Genomic DNA, 24,331 nt, shown 5'->3' with positions numbered 1-24,331 from the left:
GACGTTGATGGAACCTGAAATGTCACTTCACACCACCATGCTGAGTAGCTCCCAATCCTCCTCCCGCCATCCCGGTTTTCTTCGAAAGCTGGCAGGGTGTGTACTGTTCGTGCCGGGAATTGCCGGCTTCATGGCGTTGATCAATGTTTATCAGGTTAATCTTTCGCCATTCTTAATGATGGTCTTTGCGGTCCTTGCCGTAGGTTTGGCGGCAGGCGCCGTACCGCGTGCAAGTTTTTACGAATGGTCGGTATTGATCCGTTTTCTGGTGGCGCTGATTACCCTGCCGTTGGGGCTGTATACGCTCGGCTTTTTTACAAACTGGCAAATGGGAATCGGTCCGTTGGAACCCTGGCTGGATGGTGTGGTCGATCCGTACCAGCTTGCTCAATTGTGCGGCGCGTTTCTTGTTGCGGTGATCGCATTGGAGGCGTGGAGAAAACCTGTTGCAAAATCAGGCAATACGGAATCTCAGCATCCCCGGGGGCGCAGGCAGCCAGACATCCCACCGGTGATGGGATCGGCTGGAATTCCCAGATCCCTGAATACCCTTATTTCGGAAAGTGTGAAATCCCCACCTAAAACAGGATCGTTTTTGAAGTTTATGAAAATCCCCAAATTGCATAGGCGGATGGAATCAGGATCAGGAAATGGAAGACTGGTCCTGCCTCAGACCCCCCGAAATACATATTCCGGTTTAAGGCGCTTGTTCAAACGCAAACCAAGTGTGCACGTTTCGCTTTATGAAGTGCACCGCTGCCCTTTCTGTCTGGAGGAGGTCAGGCACCATGATCCCCGTGGCGTGAAAAAATGTGAGGTCTGCAACACCTTGCATCACGCGGATTGCTGGGAAATTACCGGGGCTTGCCAGGTCCCGCATTTGAATACCTGACGAATGGAGGAGAAATTATCATGCCGGATGTAAACGTTACGATTGTTCTTCCCAGCGGGGGCGCGCGCGCGGCGGAAATCCCCGATGATGTGGCGCTGCACGAATTGATGCCTGAGTTGACATCCTTGTTGGAACTCCCGACAGTTGGACCGGATGGACGCCCAATGGGTTACCGGCTTGACAGCAAGGCGCTGGGACGGGAATTGAAAGAAAACGAGACCTTGGCATCCGCCGGTATTCCGGAAAATGACCGCCTCATGCTTACCGCGGATATTACGGCAGGTGGCGTGGTCTCCGTTGCCGGCAGCCCGCGGATGCGGCGGCTGCGCGCAGATTTTGAGCTTATGCAGGAACTCACCGCACGCAGTGACCTGATCGGCTTCAAGGCTGTGGGAGCCCGTGTAGGGGTTCCCCCGGAGAGATACGTTGTGACTTTTGCCTGCAAGAGCATCATAGGCGTGGATCGTCTGGGCAAACCGAAATACGCAGTCCATCATCAAGTGGAAATTTACCTGCATAATCAATACCCGCAGCGCTGGCCCGGCATGAAATGGCTGACTCCCATCTGGCACCCGAATATCAATCATTTGAATGGAAGTGTATGTATTGACGCCGCCTGGTGGACAGCCAGCCGCTCCTTGGACCGATTGGTGCTTATGCTGGGCGAAATGCTGCAGTGGAAAAATTTCCATGACGATCCGACGAAACCACCATTCCCGTGGGATGCGGAAGCGGCTGGGTGGTCACGTGAGTATCGAATAAAGCATCCAAATGAATTTCCGGTGGATCGCCGCGAGCTATTAAGGCCGGAACGAGTGAAGATCAAGCCGGTTGAGAAGAAAAATAAGCCTGTAATTCGGTTGAAATAGTCATTGCTGCGAGCGCATGAGCCGGTGTCAAAAAATTTACCCAATTAGAGAAAAGGAGAAAACCATGTCTGATATACCTGTTACCCTTGTACTGCCTTCCGGGGGCACCCGCAATGCTGAAGTCCCGGATGATGTGGCTGTGAGGGATTTGCTTCCGGAACTGACCACTTCCCTGGAACTTCCGACGACGGGACCGGATGGACGCCCAATGTCCTATCGGTTGGACAGCAAGGCGCTGGGTCGTGAATTGAAAGAGGATGAAACCCTCTCCCAGGCTGGTATTCCGCAAGACGACCGGTTGATGATGACAGCCGACGTTACTGCGGGGTAGTTCCCGATACGGGTCGCTTCATTACGAATGGAGCGACCCGCCAACTCAATTCTTTAGGTTTATTAAAATGGCTGGGAACGGAATTCGCATCTCACCCCCAGTGAGCACCAGACCAAAAAGGGCTTGCATGCCTCTTATGCGGTCGAAACGCTGGGTATCAATTCATGAGCACGATGAGGCACAACCGCTTGTGAAAGTTTTTCTTTCACAAGCGGCTTACACCCGCATTGCCGTCCATTCAACCAGTGAGTTGGACGATGAAATTGGCGGAGCACTGGTTGGCATGTGGTGCGTTGATCGCGATTCCGGCGAGCAATTTGTCGTGGTGCAGCACATGCTCCCCGCCCGCTATACCCGGCAGGGAAGTGTGTACCTGACCTTTACACAGAACACCATTGTGGATTTTCATGAGCAGATTGAAATGCGTTATGCGAGAAAAAAAATTGTTGGTTGGTATCACACTCACCCGCGCATGGGAATTTTTCTCTCTCATTATGACACCTTTCTGCACAATAATTTCTTTCCAGATCCGTGGCAGGTTGCGTTGGTTGTAGAACCGCATAGTTCTGTTGCCGGTTTTTTTATCCGCCGCGCAGGTGGGGTTCTCGACCCAACCCGTTACTTTGGATTTTATGAATTAAACGGCAATTTGGGACGCAGCATGATGAATTGGCGAAACCTCCGCGGTGGCGGGGATGAAAGTGATGAAGGAGAGTGATTTATGAGCAGGCGAATGCGTACATATTTCTACGCCGTCCTTGGCGCGATCGGCGGACTGGTCGGCTGGCAGGTAAGTGATTATCTTGGACTTTCATTCACAACAAATCTTTATCTGAGCGAAGTGGTGGCGGGTGCGCTGATTGGCTTGGTCATCGGCTTGTTTATCGGGCTCACGGAAGGCTTGTTAACCCGCAATCTTGTTCAGGCGCTCAAGTCTGGCTTGTTCGGTGCTATTCTGGGCACTCTGGCTGGAGGCGTTGGCCTGCCGCTTGGAGAATTCCTTTTTCAGGCAGTTGGCGCAGGACTCACTGGCAGAGTGCTTGGCTGGGCGGTTTTTGGTCTCATGCTCGGATTTGCGGAGGGGGGTGTGGCCAGGAGCCAGGCTTGGAAGGGAATGCTTGGCGGGCTGATCGGCGGTGGTCTTGGCGGTGTCCTCCTTGAAAGCGCGCATAACTGGCTGGAGGATCCCCTCACCGGCAAGGCGGCAGGACTCGTTTTGCTTGGCGCTTCCGTCGGGGCGTTCATTTCACTCATTGTCGTATTGCTTTCCCGAGCCTGGCTGGAAGTCACCTCCGGAAAACTCAAAGGGACAGAATTTATCCTTGACAAATTCATGCGCGCAGGCGGTCCAGCTGTGGCCATCGGAAGTTCCGCGCTTAAATCGGAAATTGCCCTGCCGGATCCTGATATTGCACCTCAACATGCGATGCTCACCGGTGATGGGACGCGTTTCTCCCTGAAGGATATGAGCCTTGCGGGCACGTACGTAAACGGAAAAAAGATCCAGGTTGTCCAGCTTGCCAACGGGCAAAAGATACGCATGGGCAATACCGAGATGATTTACCACGAAAGGAGATAGCCATGCAGACGAAAAAACACCGCCTCCTGCCGTCCCTTGTCCTGCTCATGTCGCTCATGATTTTTTTGCCGGTGACAGTTTTTGCGCAGAGCGACTTGCAGGTCCGAATAACACAGGTGGACAAGTCCAATTTTCCGAACGTAACCGTATACGTTTCAGTGACGGACTCCGCAGGTGAACCGGCCGGTGTGGATCCTGCTGCTATCCAGATTTACGAGAATGGCATATTGATGGAGCCCGCGGATATTCGCGGCGGCGGCGAAGGCCTGGCAGAACCGCTGACGTCGATGCTCGTGATCGATATCTCTGGAAGCATGCAGAAAAATAACAAGCTCGAAGCCGCCAGGGAAGCGGCAAAGACGTACATCACGCAAATGCGCGCCGGCGACCAGGCCGGCCTGATCGCCTTCGATACGCAAACTTATCTTGTTCAACCGGTTACAGCGGATACTGCAATGCTGCTTGATGCCATTGACGGACTCCGTACGGGAAGTGACACCGCCATGTTTAACGCCTTGATTGAGGCGGAAAAAGCCCTGGACGGGATATCCGGTCGCAAGGCGATTATCGTTTTGGCTGATGGCATGGATAACCGCAGCCAATACACAATCGAAAATGTGTTCGAACAGATTGGGCCTAGCGGACTAACGATTTCCGCCATCGGTTTTGGCGACTCGAACCTTTCCTCGCAGGAGGGTCTTGACGAACCGACATTAAAATCCCTGGCTAAAGGATCCGGCGGACTCTATAGCTTTGCGGCTGATTCACAGGCATTGAACGATCTTTATCAACAATATGGACGTACACTGCAAAGCGAATATGCAATTACCTATGTTTCCCCCTCCACTTTGCGCGACGGTATTAATCGCAGTCTGACAGTCTCGCTATCAAGTATGGGGGGTTCGGCGGAAACAAATTACAACCCGGGCGGCGTCCTGCCGGAAGTATCACAGAGTTCTTGGCAGCTGTTTGGCATAATTCTGGGTCTACTGCTTCTCCTCCTGGTGATTCCGATGCTTGTTTCCCGTGGAAAAGAGGTGTTCGCTGGATTTAAAGGCGGGTTTAAGCATAAGGGAAGAATCAGATTGAATCAGCCCGCAACGACAGCGAAGAAACCAAATATCAAGATAAAATAAGTATAAAAAAGACGGAATACTGTAAATAAGTATTCCGTCTTTTTTGATGTACAGTCGCTTCCTTATCCGATCCCCGGAGCTGTTGCCGACGAGTTAATAGCTCCGTCATCCATATTAAATAAATACAACCTGTCGAAGGATACAGGTTGTATTTTAAATTTTAGTTGTAACGGTCGACTTTGCGGATGACCATGACCACTTTGCCTTTTATCTCCAATGCCTCTGTCTTTTTGAGCATGATCGGCTTCATGGTCGGGTTGGCCGGCTGAAGACGGTAGCCGTCCTTTTCCTTGTAATAATACTTCAGGGTGGTTTCGTTGCGGTCTGAAAGCCAGACAGCCACCATTTCGCCATTGCGTGCATCCTGTGTGGGTTTGAGGATGACAATATCGCCGTCATTGATCATGGCGTCGATCATTGATTCGCCCTGCACTTCAAGGGCGAATAGTTCCTTCCCTTTTTCCTTCGCAGGCATAAGCGATGTGGCGATCTCCACCGAGTCCTCCGCATTGAAGAGGTTGAAATCAGTGGATGGGACGGGGATGGGTTCACCTGCAACGATCCGACCGAGAACTGGTACGCGGAGCATGTCCCCGAGCGGGGTGTTGCCGGTCAGCCTCATGCCGCGCGATATTTTTCTATCCCGCTCGATGTGACCTGATTTTTCTAGCTGATCCAGATAGTAATTAACCACAGACGTGGATGAAATACTGCAGTGCTCGCCTATCTCGCGGATTGAAGGGGGGTGCTTGTGTTCGCGTTGATAGGATGCAATAAATTCCAGGATTTTCTGGTGGCGTTCGCCCAAACCCTTGCTTTTTCGAACCATCATCATCATTTTAAGCCTCCTGCCAGATACCTGGCGCGGGTGAGCATTCTTCGCTCATTTGTGCTAGGAATAATACTCGAACGCTTGTTCTGTGTCAAGGCTTAAATTGAGGTTCTGCCGGGCAGTTTATAGCCACGTCCTGCGGCGCATCCAGATATACATGAAGAGGGGGAGACCCAGCATAATTCCCAGGGTGGTGCGGAAGGTTTGTTCGCCTGTCCAGCCGATGAACCGAGCGACCGGCTCGAAAAAATTCATGCCGAAGAAACCGGTGACAAAGGTGATCGGCATGAAGAGGGTGGTGATGATGGTGAGGGTTTTCATTACCTCGTTCATGCGGTTGTTGACCACGGACAGGTAGGTATCCAGCGCACCGCTGACCAGGTCGCGCAGACTTTCGTTCAGATCATGCAGGCGGACGAGGTGGTCGTAAATATCACGGAAGAAGATGCGGTCCTTCGGGTCGATCATGCGGTAGTCGTCCCGTGCAAGCTTGTTGAGGACTTCGCGCTGGGGCAGGATAATCCTTCTCATGGCGAGGAGCAGGCGCTTTAAGGCGAATATCTGCTCCAGCGTGGCAGGATGCGGGCGGTCAAAGACCTGATCCTCGATCAGGTCAATCTGTTCGTCAATCTGCTCAACGAGGGGCATGTACCCCATCACAAGCGAATCCACGATTCGGTACAGCAGGTGATCGGGGCCATCCTGGACATGCCTGATATCCCGTTGACAGGCGGACCAGGTGTCTTCCACAGCGGAGATGACCTTGTCATGGTGGGTAATGACGTAGTTGTGCCCGAGGAAGACATCCAGTTCATCTATTTCAGAATCGAAGACGCCATTTTCCTGTTTGTAATTCATCACATTGAATACCATATAGATGTAATCTCCCCAGTCATCGATCTTGGGAGTGTGGGTCTCCTGCAACGCATCATCAATGGCAAGGGGATGAAAGCCGAAGCCACGCAGGATCGGCTCCGCCTGTTCGGCTGGTTCGCCAATGAAATCCACCCAAAGCACACCTTTTCGATCCCGCAGAAGGCGCGGGAATTCAGAGGGGGAAATGTCGGTGTGAATGGGTTTTCCAGGTGTGTAAAAAAGGGATCGGATCAAAATGACCTCCAAAATGGTGGATTTTACGTAATTTCCGACCGTTGAATTGATTATATTGAACTAGATATTGATATTATTTATTTTATACTTGACAAAATTGAAAAAATGAATATAATTTATTAGAAAAAAGGTAGAATAATTGAGTTTTTGAATTTGGCTGTTGTTTTCCTTCTGATTTGCCAAAGGAGAGGCACCATGAATAATTTTCAAACTGACGACTTGCTGGATATGGCTAAAAAGAAAAACCGGGATGATGTGAATTCGCGGATATCCCTAAAAGCCGGGAAAAACTCATCCAGTGATCGTAACCGCTGGCTGGTTGCCCTTGGAATCTGGATGGTTGTGAAAGGTGAAAGGCTGCAGACTCGTTATGCTACATCCTTGCCAACAAACCAGTTGGAGTTGGGAAACTCCAAAAAAGCGGGAGCCTGAACCTTTCAAACTATAACCCGGAAAGCTGCCACATCATAGGAGAATTAATAAAATAATGCGACCCGCCCCCAACCTTTGTCCGATCTGCCAGTCCGAACTGGAAGTTGCCCGCCTGCATTGTAATTCCTGCGACACTTCCATTGAAGGGCATTTTGCCCTCGGGCAGTTTTCCAATTTATCGCCCGAACAGTTGGAATTTATTTTCACTTTTGTGCGCTGTGAAGGCAAGATCAACCGCATGGAGGTGGAACTTGGTCTGTCGTATCCAACGATACGCAACCGTCTGCATGAGGTGATCCGTGCCATGGGGTATGAACCCGGCAAGGATGAATCCCCTGAGATTGAAGCCGAAAAAAGAAGCAGTACCATTGCCGACCTTGAGGCCGGCAGGATCACTGCGGAACAAGCCATGCGTATTCTGCGTGGCGAGGAGGAGTAACCCATGTCCAAAACCATTTCTGCAGGCCGTACCCCGAAAATCATTCTCGAGTCCATTGGCGGTGACCTTAGCCTCGTTGGCTGGGAGGGGGATGACATTCTCATGAAAGCCGATGATGAAGAGATGCGCACCAGCCAGGACGGCGATCAGGTCACCATCTCCTGTGATGACGATCTTTCCTTGCGCCTGCCAAAGGGTGCGGCTGTCTTCATTAATAACATTGGCGGCGATGCATCCATCCGTGGCGTGATGGGCGAAATTGAATTGAAGGAAATTGGCGGTGATCTTTCGGTCCGTGATGTGAATTCGGTTGCGATCGAATCAATCCGCGCGGATTTCAGCCTGCGCGGCGCAAAAGGCAACCTGTATATCAAAAAGGCGGACAGCGATGTATCCATCCGCGAGGTGGACGGGAACGTCACCCTTGATTCCGTTGCGGACGACCTCGCCCTGCGCGATGTGCGCGGCAATGTCAGCGCGAACGTGGCGGAGGATGTTGTGCTGTACCTCAATCCGCAGGCAGGCAATACTTATTCGGTCACTGCGGGCGACGATATTCTGCTGGTCATGCCGCCGAAGGCAAACGTTACCCTGACCCTCAATGCCGATCAAATCGATGTGGACTGGCAGGGCGTTGAAGCGGATGAGGATGCCACCAGCCGTGTGATCACACTCGGCGACGGTTCCGCTGCCGTCACATTGAAAGCCGGCGGCGACATTCGCGTTTCCAACCGCGCGGATGCTGGTGAATCTGCCGAAGACTTTGGCAACTTTGCAGGCATGGGCATGGATTGGTCCGGCTTTGGCGAGCGGATTTCCCGCCGTGTGGAGCAGGCAACCGAACGTGCCCAGCGAAAAATCGAGGCGGCCGCACGCCGCATTGAGCAAAAGACCCGCGAAGGAGATCGGCGCTCACGCCGCTTCAAAGGCGGCATGGAGATCGGACGCTGGGGATGGGATTTCTCACCAAAAGGTGTGCCGATGCCGCCCAGGTCTCCCGTTTCTGAAGAGGAACGCCTCGCCATCCTGAAGATGTTGCAGGAAAAGAAGATCACTGCCGATGAAGCGGAGAAATTATTATCCGCCCTTGAAGGAGGCTCGTAATGTCATCGGAAGAACGCAAAAAGATTTTGCAAATGGTTGCTGATGGAAGGATCAGTGCGGAGGAAGCCGCCACATTGATGCGCGTGTTGGATGATGACCCTGCGGAGGCGGATGTTGAAGTTTTGGGTGTAGCATCCGGCATGGGCGGGGAGAGAAGCGATGCCCCGGAGTTCGACGAAGTCCGCCGGCGCGCCGGTCTCTTTTCGGGCGCCTTCCTTTGGATCGGAATCTTTTTTACAGTATTCAGTGCGTGGGGTATGTTTGCGGTACAGCAAAATTCCGGAATGAACTTCTGGTTTTATTGTTTGGGGATGCCGCTGATCCTTGGTATTGTGCTGACTGTTCTCGGCGCAGGAAGCCGCACATCACGCTGGCTGTATGTGAACGTGGATCGTACCCGTTCCAGGGATTCGGATGGACCCCGCAATATTTCGATTGCGCTTCCTCTTCCGCTCGGGCTGGCCGGCTGGTTCCTGAGGAATTTCGGCAGCCGAATCAGCGGACTCAGGAATACCAATGTGGATGAGGTCGTGGAAGCCATCTCGATGGCGAAGAATATTTCTGAACCGTTGATCGTACACGTGGATGATGACGACGACGGGGAAAGAGTACAGGTCTTTATAGGATAAGAATGGAAACTGTTAAAAAGAAACCTTTATTGAGCGGATTGCTCATCCTGTTTTTAGCAGCGATGGTGTTTGCCAATATCGGCGGAAACATGTACGGTCCGCTGATGCCGCTCTACCTTAAAGATTTGGATGCTTCGATCACGCAGATTGGTCTGTTCTTTACGCTTTCACAGATCGTGCCTTTGGCGTTGCAGATCCTGGGCGGTTGGGTCTCCGATACGCTGGGACGCCTGCGTGCGATCGCAATTGGCAGTGTGTTCGGCGTGATCGGATTCATCCCGCTTGTTCTGGCGGATACATGGGAATGGCTTTTACTGGCGGTGGCAATTGGAGCTGTCGCGCGTTCGCTGGTGGGGCCGAGTTTCGACGCTTTCATCGCCGAGCATTCCAGCGAGGAGAATCGCGGCAGGGTATTCGGCATTTCACAGGCCATCTTCATGATCGTTTCTGTGCTGGGTCCGCCCCTGGGCGGCTGGCTGGCTGGTGTGTATGGTTTTAAGTTGATGCTATTGGTGGCGGGTATTTTCTACTTTATTGCCACCGTGATGCGTTTGGGCATGGCACGTGAAGCGGCAAAGAACGCCGCCACAACAACGGAAAAACTGACCTTTGGCGGATTGAAGACGAACATGGCTGCAATGATCGGGCTGGTCTTTTCAGGCGGGCTGCTCACCTGGATGCTGGTAATCGACGGTCTGCGCGATATTTCCTTCCAGTTTTCCGAGAACCTTTTCCCTGTTTATATGCAGGAGATCGGCGGACTTTCGCTCCAGCAGATCGGCTGGGTGATGTCGTTCTTTGGTCTGGCGATGATGCTGAGCACCATCCCCGGCGGGTGGCTTTCCGATAAGGCGGGCGAGCGGGTTGGGATTGCAACGGGCATGATATTTTTATCGAGTTCCCTGTTCCTGTTGGTGAGTATTCCCGCTGGATCCCAATATCAATGGCTGTTTTATGTTGGTTGGGCTATTGCGGGGGTGGGGGCGGGGATTTCCTCCCCTGCCTACCAATCGCTGATCAGCAAGGCTGTCCCGCAGAAGAACCGCGGCATGGCGTTTGGATTGTTCAGCACGAGTCTGGGTTTGATATCCCTGCCTGCCCCGTGGATCGGGGCGCAGATGTGGGCGCGCGTCAACCCGACATTCCCATTTACAGTAACCGCGATAGTCTTATTACTCTCCGTGATACCGATCTGGTTTAAATTCAAAATTCCCAGGTCGGAGGAACCGGTGACGGAGGAGATCGTCCCTGCGGCGGTTGGGTAAGTACGGCCAGGCTTGAAGTCTGACAGGAAGACAAATAATAGAGTTGGCTGGTTGCGCCTGGCATATACACTGGCGCAGGCAAGCCCGCCTACAGAAGAAAACCATCCGAAAGGAGATGACAACATGGCAAATACTGAAGAAAGAATGAAAATCCTGAAATTGATCGAAGAGGGCAAGATCAGTGCGGAGGAGGGCGCAAAATTGCTGTCGGCTTTGAGCGATTCGCGCCGCGGCATTCCCATGCCGCCTCGTCCACCCGGGGCGGGTGGACCGGCACGCTGGCTTCGCATCCGTGTCACGGACACGCGCACGGGACGCTCGAAAGCCTCGGTCCAAATTCCTCTGGCGCTTGTGGACGCCGGCATGAAGATCGGAGCGCATTTTGCCCCGGAAGTGCAGGGTGTGGACATGAGCAACGTGATGGAAGCCCTGCGCATGGGCGTCACCGGCAAGATCATTGATGTGACCGATGAAGAAGACGGCGAACACGTCGAGATTTTCGTAGAATAGATAAAAAGGCGAATATCATATGTTGTTGTATTTCTTTAAACTGCTGCAATAACCTGCTCCCTCGATGTTATTTGGCTGCCATCCGCCTCAGTCCCGGGCTTCTTTTGTGCCTGTTCTTTATATGTAACGTGATATAGGATCATAACCATGCAAGAGCCTTCTACAAAACGTCCCAGCGGTATGTTCGGTTTTACCCTCGTGTGGATCGGTCAGATCGTGTCCGTGCTTGCCAGTGCCATGAGCCAGTTCGGCCTGACCATCTGGATGTTCCAGAAGACCGAGAGCGCCACTGCGCTCGGTCTGATGCAGGTCTTTTTTATTACCCCGTTCCTGCTGATCTCCCCGATTGCCGGCGTGCTGGTGGACCGTCACAACCGCAAAATGATGATGATGGTCAGCGACCTTGTCGCTGGCATCGCCACGATCCTTATCCTCATCTTCCAGTGGCAGGGGATTCTTGAATTCTGGCATCTGTACTTTGCTTCGGTGATCTACGGCCTGGGGATGGCGTTCCAGTGGCCCGCCTATTCTGCGGCGATCACTACCATGGTTCCCAAAGAACAATACGGGCGTGCCAACGGCATGATGTCGTTGGTCGAGGCCGGACCAGGCGTGATTGCCCCCCTGCTTGCCGGCGCATTGCTTCCGTTGATCGGTCTGACCGGCATCCTGCTTTTCGATGTAGTCACATTTTTATTTGCCATCGGCGTGTTGATGTTCGTCCATGTCCCGCAGCCACCCCGTACCGAGGAAGGTGCAAAGGGACAGGGCAGTATCTGGCGGGAAGCTGCCTACGGATTCAAGTACATCTTTGCCCGCCGCAGTCTGCTCGGCTTGCAGTTGATCTTCTTTGCTGGAAACCTTTTCGCCGGCATCGGGTTCACCCTGCTTGCTCCCATGGTCTTATCCCGCACGGGGAATGACAGCCTTATGCTTGGTTCCGTGCAGACGGCTGGCGCGATCGGTGCGGTGATCGGCGGCATTCTAATGAGCACTTGGGGCGGGTTCAAACGCCGTGTGCATGGCGTCCTGCTCGGGTGGATGATCTCCGGGATCGGTATGTCAATTGTCGGTCTAGTCGGAGGCTTGCCCATCTGGATCCTGGGGCTTGTCATTGGCGCCCTGGTCGGGCCATTGGTCAACGCCTCCAATCAAGCCATCTGGCAGGCGAAGGTTGCGCCGGATGTGCAGGGGCGTGTTTTCTCCGCACGTCGTTTGATCGCGTGGTTCACTAACCCCATCTCGCCCATTATTGCCGGCACACTGGCAGACTTTGTCCTTGAGCCGCAGATGCGCACCACCAGCGCGCTTTCTGAAACCTTTGGCTGGCTGGTCGGCACGGGTTCGGGGGCCGGCATGGGATTGATCATCTTCTTCTGCGGTTTGCTCGTTGTGCTTGTTGGCCTGGCTGGGTATTTCATTCCTGCCATTCACAACGCAGAGACTATTTTGCCCGACCACGACGAATTGGCGAAAGTGGAAGCAGTTCCCGCTTGATGGATTTTGACTCGAAGCCGGGCAAGCACTGCCCGGCTTTTTGATTCACTTTTTGTATCAATATGGCATCGGAATTTGGCATCTGCACTCGTACAACGCCATGCCTTGCATGCGCGGACCCTGTCCCTGTACGGCATTTCCGAACCCCGGCACCACCGAGCAAGAGGAGGAAAGCCAATTCGCAATTTCCTGCCTATCTCCACGCTCGCCGCCGTAGAGGATGTAGCGCAGATCGCCGTTCGCAACCATCTCTGCCAGGTCTTGTAAGTCCACCACTTGGTCGCCGCCGGCGAAACCGCCCATGTACAGCACGGGGCGCCCGCTGGCGATCACATAGTCCGCGCCCTGCTGGGAGGAAGGAACCGCCATGAGGTAGTTCACATCCTGCGTGTTGGCTTCCAGAAACGCAAGCAGTTCCGCATCCACGCTGCGGTTATTGCCGCGCATCGGGCTGGCAAGGAAGCCGTCCTGCCCGCCAACATTCTGCCCTTCATACGCAGTCGGTAGGTGGTTGTTCGCCCCAGCCGTGACGGTCAGCACGCTCCAATAGGTTGGGATGACCAGCGCTGCTGTGAGAATGGTGACATACGCCGCCCGCCTCGAAACGGACATGAACAAGATTCCCAACCCAAGCAGGATTCCAGTCCCGAGCATCCACCATGAGAACTCGTTGTATTGTGCGGCGGCGAAGATCTGAAACCCGAAAGTGATCAGCACGGAAACGATCAGCAAAACGATGGATAAATGGTTTCGCGCGCCCCAATTCCATAGCAGTGCAAACCCGATCCCGACCATCCCGCCGAGCGCAGGAGCGAGCATGATGGCATAGTAGGCGTGGAAGATGCCGGAAATCATGCTGAAAAAGGCCACGCAAGTCAACAGCCAGCCGCCCCACAGGATTAGCGCCTTGTGGATGCCGGATTCAATCGGCAATTGGATTCGTGATCCGAACAAGGCAAGCAGAATGCTGATGAGCGCGAAGGGCAGCAGCCAGGACATCTGCTTGGAAAGCGGTGAGGTGAATAAACGCAGTGCTCCCGGTGTTCCCGTTTCCTGGCTAAAAGGTGTGCCGCCATTTGGTCCGTTCGGTACGCCATTGGGTATCCGACCATTCTGCGGAATGGTCCCTTGCGGTGCACAGGCTAGTTCAGTTTGGTTGGGCGGTGTGATGCATGAACCGTCAATCATGTTTCCATTCGGTAGAGAGAATGAACAGGATGCACCTTGTATCTGTGCTTCACAAGCGATGAGGGCAGCGGGGGGCGGTCCCTGTCGCTGGTCTTGACCGGGATTCTGCTCAGTCGGAATCCCGGCATTGGAAGGCTGACCCGGCTGAGGTCCAGATGGAGACGCGTTGTTATCCCGTTGATTGTCGAGGCGTGAGATCCCATTGTGACCGAAGATCAATCCCATCACGGTGTTGTCGTCACTGGAACCAATGTAGGGACGCTTCTCGGCGGGGACCAAATCCACGACGATAGCCCACGAAAGCGAGACAGCGATGAGCAGGATGGTGGCGATGCCGAGGTTGAGAATCTTTTTGAGCCAGCCTTCTTTTGAGCCGAAAAAATAAAGCACATAGAATGCGGGCAGCGGCAGGAAGGCTTGCAGCATTTTGATGTTGAAACCCATACCGACCAGGATCGCGCCAAGCAGCAGCCAGCGCAGTTTGCTTGTTTCTGTAGCGCGAATGAATGCCCATGCCGCCAGCAGGAGCATGAAGACCAGCATGCCATCCATGGTGTTGTTGCGGTTGGTGGCGATGAAGACGGGAGTGACCGCCATGACGAATGCGGCGATGATGCCTGCCAGTTCGCCCATGTGTTTTTTCAACATGCCGTACAGCAGACCGATGCCGAACACGCCCGCAAGGATGTTGGGAAGTGTCACGCTGAAACCGCTCACACCGAGGAAGTAGGCGAAGATGGTTTGTATCCACAACCCCAGCGGGGGCTTATCCACGGTGACCGAGCCGCCCGGTTCGGCGGCAACGAAGAAGAAGTTGCTCCACGATTTGAGCATGGACACTACTGCGGCAGTGTAATATTCGTTGGCGTTGCCAATGGCGTCGATGTTGACCATGTGCAGGATGAACGAGAAGACCATGATGGCGACGACAATAAGCGTGCCAATGGTCATGCCGGGCAGAAGTTTCCTGCCCAGCATGGATGATTGTGCGGGAAGGGTTGCTGTTGTCATCGGGCTGTTCCTTTTTCAATGTGAACGAATCGAATAGATAAATGGCTTGAGCGATAATTGCGCATGCGTGCCAGTCGCCATTATTTACATACGCCTAGTGTACGCTTCCCACTCAAAAACCAGAAGTGAGCCCCGTCACGGCTTTTGATGAAAAGGCATGCATCACACACGAAAACCCATGACTCCTGTCATGGATGGGAACCGCGGGACATGACAGGGGACATGCCTGCTCAAAACCCCTTCGTGATAAGATGCGGGTATGCATCCCAGCGATGACTCCACCCGCATTCTGCGCATTGCCGCCTGGATCTGGCCCGGCTTTCTACTGGGCATGGCACTGATGGATTTCATGCTTTACATGCCGCAAATCCAACGATTGCTTGGCGGGGCCGCATACTTCGACCCCGGTCCACAAAACCAGCCCCTGCTTCCAAATCAAACGCTTCCGCCACGTCCTTTGCTGTTGCCCGTTTATCTTTTTTACCTTGCGAACGGCCTGGTGGCATTGCTCTTTCTTTTACTTGCCCACTGGGATGAGTTCAAAGATAGACTTGCAGGCAATTATTATCTGCTGATGGTGCTCATTATTTCCGCGGCGCCCATCCTCATCAACGTGCTGGTCGTGCCGCGCTTCCCGCAAGGTCCGCTCTCCAATGCGGAGGGGATGGCGCTTCGTCAACTGCCGGTCTTATTCGTTGCGCTCGCGCTGGTGGCGTGGGAATATGAACTTGCACACGTCATCTTTTTCAGTCTCGCCACCACCACACTCGAACTCGGTCTGATCGTTTTCAATACCTTTGAATATCGTAATCTTTTTGTCTTTCTTTTTATCGCCATCATTCGCACGATCAGTTTCATTGCTGTCGGGGTTTTTATCATTGCGTTGGTTACACGTTTGCGAAATCAGCAAGAATCGCTTCGCGAGGCAAATGCAAACCTCACGCACTATGCGTCCACGCTGGAACAGCTTGCCGTGAGCCGCGAGCGCAACCGTCTCGCCCGCGAACTGCATGACACCCTTGCCCATTCGCTCACAGCATTGTCCGTTTCACTCGAAACTGCCAAGGCCTACTTTGACATTGATTCCGAAAAGACCCGTGAATTGATCGACACATCCCTTCACGCCACTCGCAAAGGCGTGGAGGATACCCGCCGCGCCCTGCGGGCACTGCGTTCATCAGATTTGGAAGACTTGGGCCTCCGTCTCGCCATCAAAAAAATGGCCGAATCCACCGCTGCCCGCCTCCTCCTGGACCTGGAACTGGCTTTGCAGGATCCCATGCCTTCGCTCAGCCCGGATGTAGAGCAGACTATCTTCCGCATTGCCCAGGAAGCCATCGAGAACATTGCCAAACATTCACACGCAAAAAAGTTCAGCATCCACTTGTCAAACGACGGGCAGACCACCCTTGTCATTAAGGATGACGGCGCCGGCTTTAATCTGAAATCAAAAGGGCCCACAGGTCACTTTGGGCTGGTCGGTATGCGCGAACGCGCCGATCTCGCCGGCGGACGTTTGAAGATTGAAAGTGAAAAAGACAAAGGGACACGAGTTGTGTTGACGATATAATCCGCCTATGAAAATCATCCTCTGTGACGACCAGGCAGTCATCCGCGATGGATTGGAAATGCTTCTTCAGTTGGAGAACGATTTTCAGGTCGTCGGTTCCGCCCAGGACGGATTTGAAGCGCTCGAGCTCGCCGCCGCAAAACAGCCCGATCTGATCCTGATGGATTTGAAAATGCCGGGCATGAACGGCATCGAAGCCACTCGCGAGATCCGTAAAAAATTTCCCCATATCAAAATTCTCGTCCTCACCACCTACGATGACGATGAATGGGTCTTCGACGCCATCCGCGCCGGGGCATCGGGGTATTTGCTCAAAGACACGCCGCGCCAGAAAATCGTCGAAGCCATTCGTGGCACAATGGAAGGCAAATCCTTCGTCGATCCCGCCGTCGCGGGCAAACTGCTCCATCAAGTTGCCAGCCATCAGACCCAACCCGCATCCACCCTGATGGAGAAACTCACCGGGCGGGAATTGGATGTGCTGCACCTGCTCGCGAAAGGACTGACCAACATCGATATTGCCGCCCAACTGCATCTTTCCGAGGGGACCGTCAGAAACCACGTCAGCGCGATTTTGGATAAATTGGGGGTATCTGACAGGACCCAGGCGGCAGTCCTTGCCATTCAACACGGTTTGTAGCTCCCTGCCCAAACGTCCAGTACCGTTCCATCCCTTTAGGCGATGCATTCCAGCCAGGTACTCGCTACAATACGGTACATAAGGAGTAACCTAATGAGCAAAAACATTTTTACTGAACTTTCAGATGCGATGGCTAACGCCGCAGAGCAAGCAGGCAAATCCACCATGCTGGTGGATGCGCGCCGCCGCATGCCCGCCAGCGGAACTGCCATTGCAGAAGACCTGATCCTGACCGCCGACCATGTGGTGGAACGTGACGAAGACATCAAAATTCTTCTCGGTGACGGGACGGAACTCTCTGCCCGCGTCGCTGGTCGGGACCCTGGAACTGACCTCGCTGTCCTGAAATTGGACTCCGCCTCAGCCACTCCTGCCGACGTTGCAAAGACACCTGCACGCGTGGGACAGTTCGTACTGGCAATCGGACGCCCCTCCAAAGAGGGAATCGAATCCAGTTTTGGCACGGTCAATGCGGTTGGCGGTCCGGTCCGCACCGGGCGCGGCGGGATGCTCGAAAAATACATCAAAACCGACGTGGTCTCCTACCCCGGATTTTCGGGTGGACCGCTGATCAACACCGAGGGACAGGTGTATGGCATCAATACCTCCGGCTTCCGCAGCGGTGGCGCGGTTACCATCCCTGCCGATGTGGCGTGGAAGACAGCTGAAACCCTCGCCAAACACGGCAGGATCAAACGCGGCTACCTCGGCATCCGCAGTCAGACGGTCAACATCCCTGCCGATGTGCAATCGGAATTGAAGCGGGAGCAGGAGACGGGCCTCTTAATTGTTGGTTTGGAAGCGGATAGCCCTGCAGGCAGAGCCGGATTAATCGTTGGCGATATCCTGGTAGGGATTGCCGGGGAAGCCATCGAGCATCATGATGAGTTGTTCACCCGCCTGAGTGGTGACGTGATTGGAAAATCCACAGTCATGGATGTCCTGCGCGGCGGCATATTACAGGTTGTGAGTGTGGTCGTTGGAGAAAGATAATTGATACGGGTTTCCATTGTCTCGCCGAACCATGCTTTGCGGGTTGGCTTGCATGAAATGCTGGCCGGTCAGCCTGGGATCAGCGTGGTGGGCGAGGCGGTGAATCTTGAACGTGTAAATGAAAACGAGACTGATGTGGTGGTGTTTGCCCCGCTCTCTTCTGTTCCGTTGGGGAACGGCAATAAGGGGTACGCGATATTGTTTTTGACAGATGATATAGATTCAGTCCGGTCTTTGTTGAATTCCAAGGCGCGTATCTGGGGTGTGCTTCCTGCGGATGCTACGGAAGATGAACTGTCAGCGGCAGTCCGTGCAGTGGGGGAGGGGCTTTGGGTCGGCGCACCAGGCCTGGTCGAACGGTTGATGCGATTGCTTCGAGCAGGGGAATCTACGGGCAAAGAGTCCCTGATTGAGCCGTTGACTGCGCGGGAGAAGGAAGTCCTGCAATTGATGGCGCAAGGGTTGGCGAATAAGCAGATCGCGCTTGCGCTGGGCATCAGCGAGCATACGGTCAAGTTTCATCTTTCGGCTTTGTATGCCAAGTTGGGGATTTCGAGTCGCACGGAGGCAGTCAAGCGCGGTATCGAACTTGGGTTGATATCATTGTAAAACATGATTAACCCCGAATTTAATATGGTACGCTGATGTACGCTGATTGACGCTGATAAAGACAAACAAATCAGCGTTTTCTGCGTACATCAGCGTCCCTTTTGTTTTTAAAAACGAACTCACCCGCGAAACCTTAATTTCGGGGTGAGTCATGTTATCTTCTACTTTTATGGAACAGGAGCGGAAGGGTGACGATCAGCACGATTACCACGCCCATGAAAAGGATGCCGTCGGTGGAGCCTATCTCCGATACGCCGTCCGCTGGCGGGGTGGGTGTGGTTTGCACGAGGACGGATGTCACTCCGGGGCTTTGCGCTGACACGGCGGGCGGGTTGAAATTGGTGAGCGCCAGCGTAATGAACAGGACGATGGACAAAGGAACAAGGGTCCCGAGAATAGGAGTTGCTTTCATTGTTTTATTAGTATAATTGTAACATGTATCGAAAGTGTATAATTTTGCCCTTATATGTACTTTTCTGCACTTTCGATGTATAATGCGCCGGGTTATTTGCTGGCGGGGTTCAGCGAGTGATGCGATATGGAGAGAGTATGGAAGTCCTCATGAAGGTTTTATTCCCTTTTCTCGTCCTGATTTCGGTCGGGACGGGTTTTGTGTATATGTATTCCGTGATGCGTATATCTTCATTTTTGGAAAGCTGTTTTCGGGTTTTGGAGTAGGTTAATTCAGCCTTTGCCGCCGTGGTATGTACGGCGGCATCGCGCTTAACGTTCATTTCAGGAGCATCCATGATCAAAAGAACCTTTGACTGGCTGATACAGCCTCTCGGCTTGATTGCGGTGGGGATCGCGTTCCTGGCGTTGTTCAGCCTTGCGGCGTATGGTATTTACGAAACCCAGCAGACGCCTGAACAGCCCATTCAATTCCCTCACCGCACGCATGTTGCCTTTGGCATCCAGTGCCTGTACTGCCATCCTGGCGCGGCGCGCGGTCCAGCCGCCGGTATCCCTTCCCAATCCACGTGCTGGGGCTGCCATGAGCAAATTGCAAAAACACAGACAAGCCTGTTACTTAAACCATTGAAGGATGCCGTGGAAAGCGGCACGCCCATCGAATGGGTGCCGGTCGCCATCGTGCCGGATTTCGTCCAGTTCAACCACCGCGCCCACGTTGCGGCGGGCCAGAATTGCGAGAATTGTCACGGCGACATGACCAAGGTGACCATTGCTGAAAACCCCCAGGTCATGAACATGGGCTGGTGTCTGACCTGTCATGTCGAATCCGCGGGAGACGACCATGAAAAACTGATCAAACTTGCCGATTGCGGCACGTGTCATTATTAAACCGGGCGAAAGGAATCATTATGAGCGAACAATTTTCCCGGCGTGATTTTCTGAAACTGGCTGGTTTGGGCGCGGCGACGACTGCGATCCTTACCGGGTGTGGTCCTGCTTCGCGGTACGTTAAACGCGAGCCGTACATGCAGATGCCCGAGTACAACTACAACGGTCAGAGCACATATTACGCCACTACATGCCGCGAATGTGCGGCAGGCTGCGGACTCATCGTCCGCACCATGCAAGGGCGCGCGATCAAGACCGAAGGCAATGCGAACCATCCGCTCAACCTCGGAAAGACCTGCGCGCGCGGACAGGCAACCCTGCACGGTTTGTACAATCCGGACCGTGTCACCGACCCGATCAAGGCAGGCTCTCCCACCCCCATGGGTTGGGACACTGCCATTCAGGTGGTTGCTGACGCCCTCAAGAATAACAATCCCGAGGAGATCGCCTTCCTGATGGGCATGACTCCCGACCATCTATTTGATCTCGTCTCCGACCTGGCGGATGCAACAGGCATGAACGCCCCGATCCGTTTTGGCGCGTTGGGCATGTTCGAATCCCGCGTCACCCTCAGCAAAGCTGCCGAGAATCTTTTTGGCGTAGCCGGCCTGCCCTTCTTTGATGTGGGCGGGGCGCAGGTTGTCTTTTCCTTTGGGGCGAACTTCCTCGAGACCTGGCTCTCACCCGTTTCTTACACGCGCGGATTTGCCGGCCTGCGCGAAGGCGTGACGAAACAACGCGGCAAACTGGTCCAATTTGAAGCGCGGATGTCCGCGACGGGCGGCAAGGCGGACGAATGGATTCCGCTTCGCCCCGGGACCGAGGCGCTGGTTGTCCTTGCCATCGGCAGACTCGCCGCTGAATTAAAAGGCGGATCGATGCCGCGCGCGTTCTCAGGTGTGGATGTGTTGGATGCAGCCTCCAGATCCGGCGTGAAACTTGAAACCCTCGAACACCTTGCCACGATGTTTGCGAATTCAACAGGTGCGCTTGCCATCCCCGGCGGCGCGGCGCTCGGTCAGAGCAATGGACTTGCGGTTGCCGAAGCTGTGCTTGCCCTGAACGCCCTCGTGGATAATTTCGGGCGACCCGGCGGCTTGTATCTCTCAGCGCTGGCTCCCAACGAGACTGACGATCACCGTCCCGCCTCCGCGAAGGAAATGCAGGAATTTGTGCAGAAGATGACGGATGGCAAATTCAAGGTGCTGTTCGTGCATGGCGTCAACCCTTTCTTTGAACTGCCCAACTCCCTTGGTTTTCGCAGTGCGAGTAAAAATGTACCGCTGTTGATCTCTTTCTCCACCTTCCCCGATGAAACGGCACGCGAAGCGAATTACATCTTCCCCGATCATCACGGGCTTGAATCCTGGGGTTACCAGCGTGTAGCCACCGGTGCGGATCAACCTGTGCTTTCGGGCGCTCAGCCTGTGGTTTCGCCCTTCTACAATACCCGCGCCACTGCGGATGTGTTGATCGCCGCCGCGCAACTGGCTGGCGGAAAATTTTCCCAAGCCCTGCCTTTCAAGGATGAGGTTGAATTCCTGCAGGGCAAGGCAGCCTCTTTGATGAACGAGGCAAATGGCTCCTTCTCTGCGCCTGATATTCTCACGTTCATGGCATATTTCCAACAGCATGGCGGCTGGTGGAAAACCTCCGAAGGGCGCGGAATCCCGGATGCAGCAGGTGTGCTTAATCGCAATCTCAGCGGTGATGCGGCAGAGTTTGCCGGCGAAGGCGAGTTCTTCTTTGTCCCGTTCGTCTCACCGACACTGGCGGAGGCGGGCGCTAACAAGCCCTGGCTCCAGGAGCTTCCCGACCCGACCACCACCGTGATGTGGAACACCTGGCTGGAGATGAATCCCAAGACCGCCCGCGACCTGCACATCGAGAACGACGATGTCGTGCGCGTGGTGAGCGCTGCCGGGGCTGTGGAACTGCCCGTGTATCTATACCCAGCCATTCGTCCCGATACCGTGGCGATGCCCTTCGGTCAGGGTCACACTGCCTACGGACGGTATGCCGAGGGGCGGGGCATCAATCCCAATGATTTGCTGGGTCAGCATTTCAATGAAGCGGGCGACCTTGCCTTTGCGGGCATGAAAGTCAGTATCGAAAAGACTGGAAGGAAACAACATCTTTCACGCCTTGAGAGCATGATAGGCGTTTATGGCGAAGGCATGGGAGAGGAGCACTAATTATGGCGACTTTGAGCGATTTGAAGATTTCTGAAGTAAAACTAAGCACGGAGGAATCCGGCAAGTGGGGGATGGTCATCGACCAGGATATTTGCACGGGCTGTCAGGCCTGTGTGGCCGCGTGCGCGATGGAGAATAATCTTTCCTTCGTCGGCGAGGAGGATGCGGGCTACGGACGTTCCATGCACTGGATCCGCATCGAACGTTTCTGGGAGGGTGAATATCCCGAAGTGAAGATGACACCCAACCAGCCGATGATGTGCCAGCAGTGCGGAAGCGCACCCTGTGAACCTGTCTGCCCGGCGTTTGCCACCGTGCACTCACAGGCGGAACAGTTGAACCTGCAGGTGTATAACCGCTGTGTCGGCACGCGTTATTGCGCGAACAACTGCCCGTACCAGGTGCGTTCGTTCAACTGGCGCGACTACGAACGTCCCGAACCGCTGCCGAATCAACTGAACCCGGATGTGACCGTGCGGCGGCGCGGCATCATGGAAAAATGCACCTTCTGCATCCAGCGCATCCACCACGCGCAGGACCAGGCAAAGGCGGAGGGACGCGAAGTGATGGATGGCGAATTCACCACCGCCTGTGCGCAAGCCTGCCCGGCAAACGCCATCACCTTTGGTCGCATGGATGATCCCAAGTCGCTTGTTTCCCAACTGGCGAAGCGACAGGGCGGCGGGAAACATCTTGAAGAACTCGGCACGCTTCCAAACGTGACCTACTTCAAGGGAGAGTAAACCATGGCCTACGCTAAAAAAGAAATGGAAAATGCTCGCGTTGAGCATTCTGCTCACAGTGAAGAGCATTTCCGCGAAAAACATTTGATGCTTGACCCGCTTCCGCGCGGGAAAATGAACGAAATGGTGATGGAGTCCATGCACCATACCACCTGGAAATTCTGGGTGGTGTTTGGGGTACTCTCTGCCGTGACGGTGTATACGCTCTTCTATTCATGGGGTGTCATGATCGCGGAGGGCCTTGGTGTGGCCGGCGTCAATCGCCCGGTTTATTGGGGTATCTTTCTCGTCAACACCGTGTTTTGGATCGGCATCAGCCATGCAGGCACGTTCATCTCAGCGATCTTGCGTGTGTTCAAGGCGGAGTTTCGCCGCCCGTTCACACGTGCCGCAGAATTGATGACCACCTTCGGCCTGGTGCAGGCTGGGTTCAGCATCTTCATGCACATGGGCCGCATTTGGCTTGCCTACTGGCTCATGCCCTATCCGAACCAGCGCATGTTGTGGCCCAACTTCCACTCCCCGCTTTCCTGGGATTTGCTTGCCATCACAACCTACCTGCTTTCCTCCACCATGTACCTCTTCCTGCCGCTCATCCCGGATGTGGCCATGGCGCGCGATCGTTCGACCGGCTGGCGCAAGACCCTCTACAAGGTGCTTGCGCTCGGGTTCCGCGGAACGGAGGGCGAGTGGACCCATCTCCGCAACGCCATGAACATCTTTGCATTTGCCATCATCCCGGTCATGTTCTCGGTACATACCATCGTTTCCTGGGACTTTGCCGTTGCTACGCGGCCCGGCTGGTCATCCACCATCTTCGGTCCCTACTTCGTGATCGGCGCTTTGCACTCCGGCATGGGCGCCGTGGTCGTGGTGCTGGCCATCGTTCGCAGCACGATGAAACACATGAAATATTTCATCCGGGCCGAACATTTCGACGCCATCGGCAAGCTCATGCTCATCATCTCGATGAGCTGGGCATATTTCTTCTTCAATGACTACATGATCCAATGGTACGGCGGCGACAAGTGGACGAAGCAGTTGCTTCACTTCCACGAAGCCGGTCCGCTCGGTTGGATGTGGTTCGCGATGCTGATCCTTAACATTGCAATCCCTTGGGCGATCCTTTGGAACGCGAAATGGCGTTCCATCCCCTGGTTGATCTCCGTCGTCGGCATCGCCATCAATGTGGGCATGTGGTTCGAGCGGTACATCATCATTCCGATCTCGCTTTCCATTAACCGCATGCCCTTCACCTGGCGTATGTACGAGCCCGGCATCGAAATTCCGCTCGGCATCGGTACGCTGACCTTTTTCATCCTGCTTTACATGGCGGCATCCAAACTGATACCGCTCATCCCCGTCTGGGAAGTGCAGGAAGGTCAGATGGCTCACGAACTCAAGAAATTTGGACGCGAGACCGTTGTCACGGTCAGCGAATTGGAATAGGAGGAC

25 protein-coding genes are annotated in these 24,331 nt (G+C 54.2%); 21 read left to right on the top strand and 4 right to left on the bottom strand.

All coding sequences use genetic code 11. The features are described 5' to 3' along the window. Positions 1 to 7: 7 nt before the first annotated feature. The 6 genes from QY332_20685 to QY332_20660 all read left to right on the top strand — a co-directional run bounded on the left by QY332_20685 (position 8) and on the right by QY332_20660 (position 4,807). Positions 8 to 892, top strand: a complete 885-nt coding sequence (locus tag QY332_20685) for a hypothetical protein (GenBank protein ID WKZ36033.1) — start codon at positions 8 to 10, stop codon at positions 890 to 892. Positions 893 to 912: 20 nt separating this feature from the next. Next, positions 913 to 1,761, top strand: coding sequence for a ubiquitin-conjugating enzyme E2 (locus QY332_20680; GenBank protein WKZ36032.1), 849 nt, complete (start codon positions 913 to 915; stop codon positions 1,759 to 1,761). A 64-nt stretch (positions 1,762 to 1,825) separates the two neighbouring features. Then, the gene (locus tag QY332_20675; GenBank protein WKZ36031.1) at positions 1,826 to 2,092 is read left to right on the top strand and encodes an EsaB/YukD family protein; all 267 of its coding nucleotides are present in this window, start codon (positions 1,826 to 1,828) and stop codon (positions 2,090 to 2,092) included. A gap of 67 nt (positions 2,093 to 2,159) precedes the next feature. Beyond that, a complete protein-coding gene (locus QY332_20670; GenBank protein WKZ36030.1) occupies positions 2,160 to 2,810 on the top strand; it encodes a Mov34/MPN/PAD-1 family protein in 651 nt (216 codons plus the stop codon). A gap of 3 nt (positions 2,811 to 2,813) precedes the next feature. Further along, the gene (locus tag QY332_20665) at positions 2,814 to 3,671 is read left to right on the top strand and encodes an FHA domain-containing protein (GenBank protein ID WKZ36029.1); all 858 of its coding nucleotides are present in this window, start codon (positions 2,814 to 2,816) and stop codon (positions 3,669 to 3,671) included. A 2-nt stretch (positions 3,672 to 3,673) separates the two neighbouring features. Then, entirely contained in the window at positions 3,674 to 4,807 is a 1,134-nt protein-coding gene (locus QY332_20660; protein ID WKZ36028.1) for a VWA domain-containing protein, read from the top strand. 160 nt (positions 4,808 to 4,967) lie between these two features. On the opposite strand, the gene lexA is transcribed toward QY332_20660, so the two are convergent. Further along, positions 4,968 to 5,645, bottom strand: a complete 678-nt coding sequence (gene lexA, locus QY332_20655; protein WKZ36027.1) for a transcriptional repressor LexA — start codon at positions 5,643 to 5,645, stop codon at positions 4,968 to 4,970. A gap of 117 nt (positions 5,646 to 5,762) precedes the next feature. Further along, entirely contained in the window at positions 5,763 to 6,749 is a 987-nt protein-coding gene (gene corA / locus QY332_20650) for a magnesium/cobalt transporter CorA (GenBank protein ID WKZ36026.1), read from the bottom strand. A gap of 195 nt (positions 6,750 to 6,944) precedes the next feature. Between corA and QY332_20645 the strand changes: the two genes are divergently transcribed. From QY332_20645 to QY332_20615, 7 genes are all read left to right on the top strand, one after another. Next, positions 6,945 to 7,181, top strand: a complete 237-nt coding sequence (locus tag QY332_20645; GenBank protein WKZ36025.1) for a hypothetical protein — start codon at positions 6,945 to 6,947, stop codon at positions 7,179 to 7,181. 55 nt (positions 7,182 to 7,236) lie between these two features. Then, positions 7,237 to 7,620, top strand: a complete 384-nt coding sequence (locus tag QY332_20640; GenBank protein ID WKZ36024.1) for a DUF2089 domain-containing protein — start codon at positions 7,237 to 7,239, stop codon at positions 7,618 to 7,620. A 3-nt stretch (positions 7,621 to 7,623) separates the two neighbouring features. Next, on the top strand, positions 7,624 to 8,724 hold the full coding sequence (locus QY332_20635) for a hypothetical protein (GenBank protein WKZ36023.1): 1,101 nt from the start codon (positions 7,624 to 7,626) through the stop codon (positions 8,722 to 8,724). Beyond that, the gene (locus QY332_20630) at positions 8,724 to 9,353 is read left to right on the top strand and encodes a hypothetical protein (GenBank protein WKZ36022.1); all 630 of its coding nucleotides are present in this window, start codon (positions 8,724 to 8,726) and stop codon (positions 9,351 to 9,353) included. Before QY332_20635 ends, QY332_20630 begins: the two co-directional genes overlap by 1 nt. 2 nt (positions 9,354 to 9,355) lie before the next feature. Next, positions 9,356 to 10,618 carry an MFS transporter gene (locus QY332_20625; GenBank protein ID WKZ36021.1) on the top strand — a complete coding sequence of 421 codons (1,263 nt, stop codon included), beginning with the start codon at positions 9,356 to 9,358 and terminating at the stop codon, positions 10,616 to 10,618. A gap of 123 nt (positions 10,619 to 10,741) precedes the next feature. Further along, entirely contained in the window at positions 10,742 to 11,128 is a 387-nt protein-coding gene (locus QY332_20620) for a hypothetical protein (protein ID WKZ36020.1), read from the top strand. Between the two features lie 147 nt (positions 11,129 to 11,275). Further along, positions 11,276 to 12,625: an MFS transporter gene (locus tag QY332_20615; protein WKZ36019.1), complete on the top strand. Its 1,350-nt coding sequence runs from the start codon at positions 11,276 to 11,278 to the stop codon at positions 12,623 to 12,625. A 57-nt stretch (positions 12,626 to 12,682) separates the two neighbouring features. Here QY332_20615 and QY332_20610 read toward each other — a convergent pair whose 3' ends face one another. Beyond that, a complete protein-coding gene (locus QY332_20610) occupies positions 12,683 to 14,824 on the bottom strand; it encodes a glycosyltransferase family 39 protein (protein WKZ36018.1) in 2,142 nt (713 codons plus the stop codon). A gap of 259 nt (positions 14,825 to 15,083) precedes the next feature. On the opposite strand from QY332_20610, the gene QY332_20605 reads away from it, so the two are divergent. The 4 genes from QY332_20605 (at position 15,084) to QY332_20590 (ending at position 18,636) form a co-directional block, all read left to right on the top strand. Then, positions 15,084 to 16,394, top strand: a complete 1,311-nt coding sequence (locus QY332_20605; protein WKZ36017.1) for a sensor histidine kinase — start codon at positions 15,084 to 15,086, stop codon at positions 16,392 to 16,394. 7 nt (positions 16,395 to 16,401) lie between these two features. Beyond that, positions 16,402 to 17,034, top strand: a complete 633-nt coding sequence (locus tag QY332_20600) for a response regulator transcription factor (protein ID WKZ36016.1) — start codon at positions 16,402 to 16,404, stop codon at positions 17,032 to 17,034. Between the two features lie 93 nt (positions 17,035 to 17,127). Then, positions 17,128 to 18,027, top strand: a complete 900-nt coding sequence (locus tag QY332_20595; GenBank protein WKZ36015.1) for a trypsin-like peptidase domain-containing protein — start codon at positions 17,128 to 17,130, stop codon at positions 18,025 to 18,027. After that, positions 18,028 to 18,636 carry a response regulator transcription factor gene (locus tag QY332_20590; protein WKZ36014.1) on the top strand — a complete coding sequence of 203 codons (609 nt, stop codon included), beginning with the start codon at positions 18,028 to 18,030 and terminating at the stop codon, positions 18,634 to 18,636. 154 nt (positions 18,637 to 18,790) lie between these two features. Here QY332_20590 and QY332_20585 read toward each other — a convergent pair whose 3' ends face one another. Further along, a complete protein-coding gene (locus QY332_20585; protein WKZ36013.1) occupies positions 18,791 to 19,048 on the bottom strand; it encodes a hypothetical protein in 258 nt (85 codons plus the stop codon). A 335-nt stretch (positions 19,049 to 19,383) separates the two neighbouring features. On the opposite strand from QY332_20585, the gene QY332_20580 reads away from it, so the two are divergent. From QY332_20580 to nrfD, 4 genes are read left to right on the top strand one after another with little or no spacing between them, the layout of a single operon-like run. Next, positions 19,384 to 19,938: a cytochrome c3 family protein gene (locus tag QY332_20580; protein ID WKZ36012.1), complete on the top strand. Its 555-nt coding sequence runs from the start codon at positions 19,384 to 19,386 to the stop codon at positions 19,936 to 19,938. 20 nt (positions 19,939 to 19,958) lie between these two features. Continuing rightward, entirely contained in the window at positions 19,959 to 22,133 is a 2,175-nt protein-coding gene (locus tag QY332_20575; protein WKZ36011.1) for a molybdopterin-dependent oxidoreductase, read from the top strand. A gap of 2 nt (positions 22,134 to 22,135) precedes the next feature. Further along, the gene (locus QY332_20570) at positions 22,136 to 22,876 is read left to right on the top strand and encodes a 4Fe-4S dicluster domain-containing protein (protein ID WKZ36010.1); all 741 of its coding nucleotides are present in this window, start codon (positions 22,136 to 22,138) and stop codon (positions 22,874 to 22,876) included. A gap of 3 nt (positions 22,877 to 22,879) precedes the next feature. Further along, positions 22,880 to 24,325 carry a polysulfide reductase NrfD gene (gene nrfD, locus QY332_20565; GenBank protein ID WKZ36009.1) on the top strand — a complete coding sequence of 482 codons (1,446 nt, stop codon included), beginning with the start codon at positions 22,880 to 22,882 and terminating at the stop codon, positions 24,323 to 24,325. Positions 24,326 to 24,331: the final 6 nt, after the last annotated feature.

The organism is Anaerolineales bacterium (assembly GCA_030583885.1).
GTDB lineage: Bacteria > Chloroflexota > Anaerolineae > Anaerolineales > Villigracilaceae > Villigracilis.
Note: the sequence above shows the minus strand (reverse complement) of the source record. Positions and strands in the feature narration are given on the sequence as shown.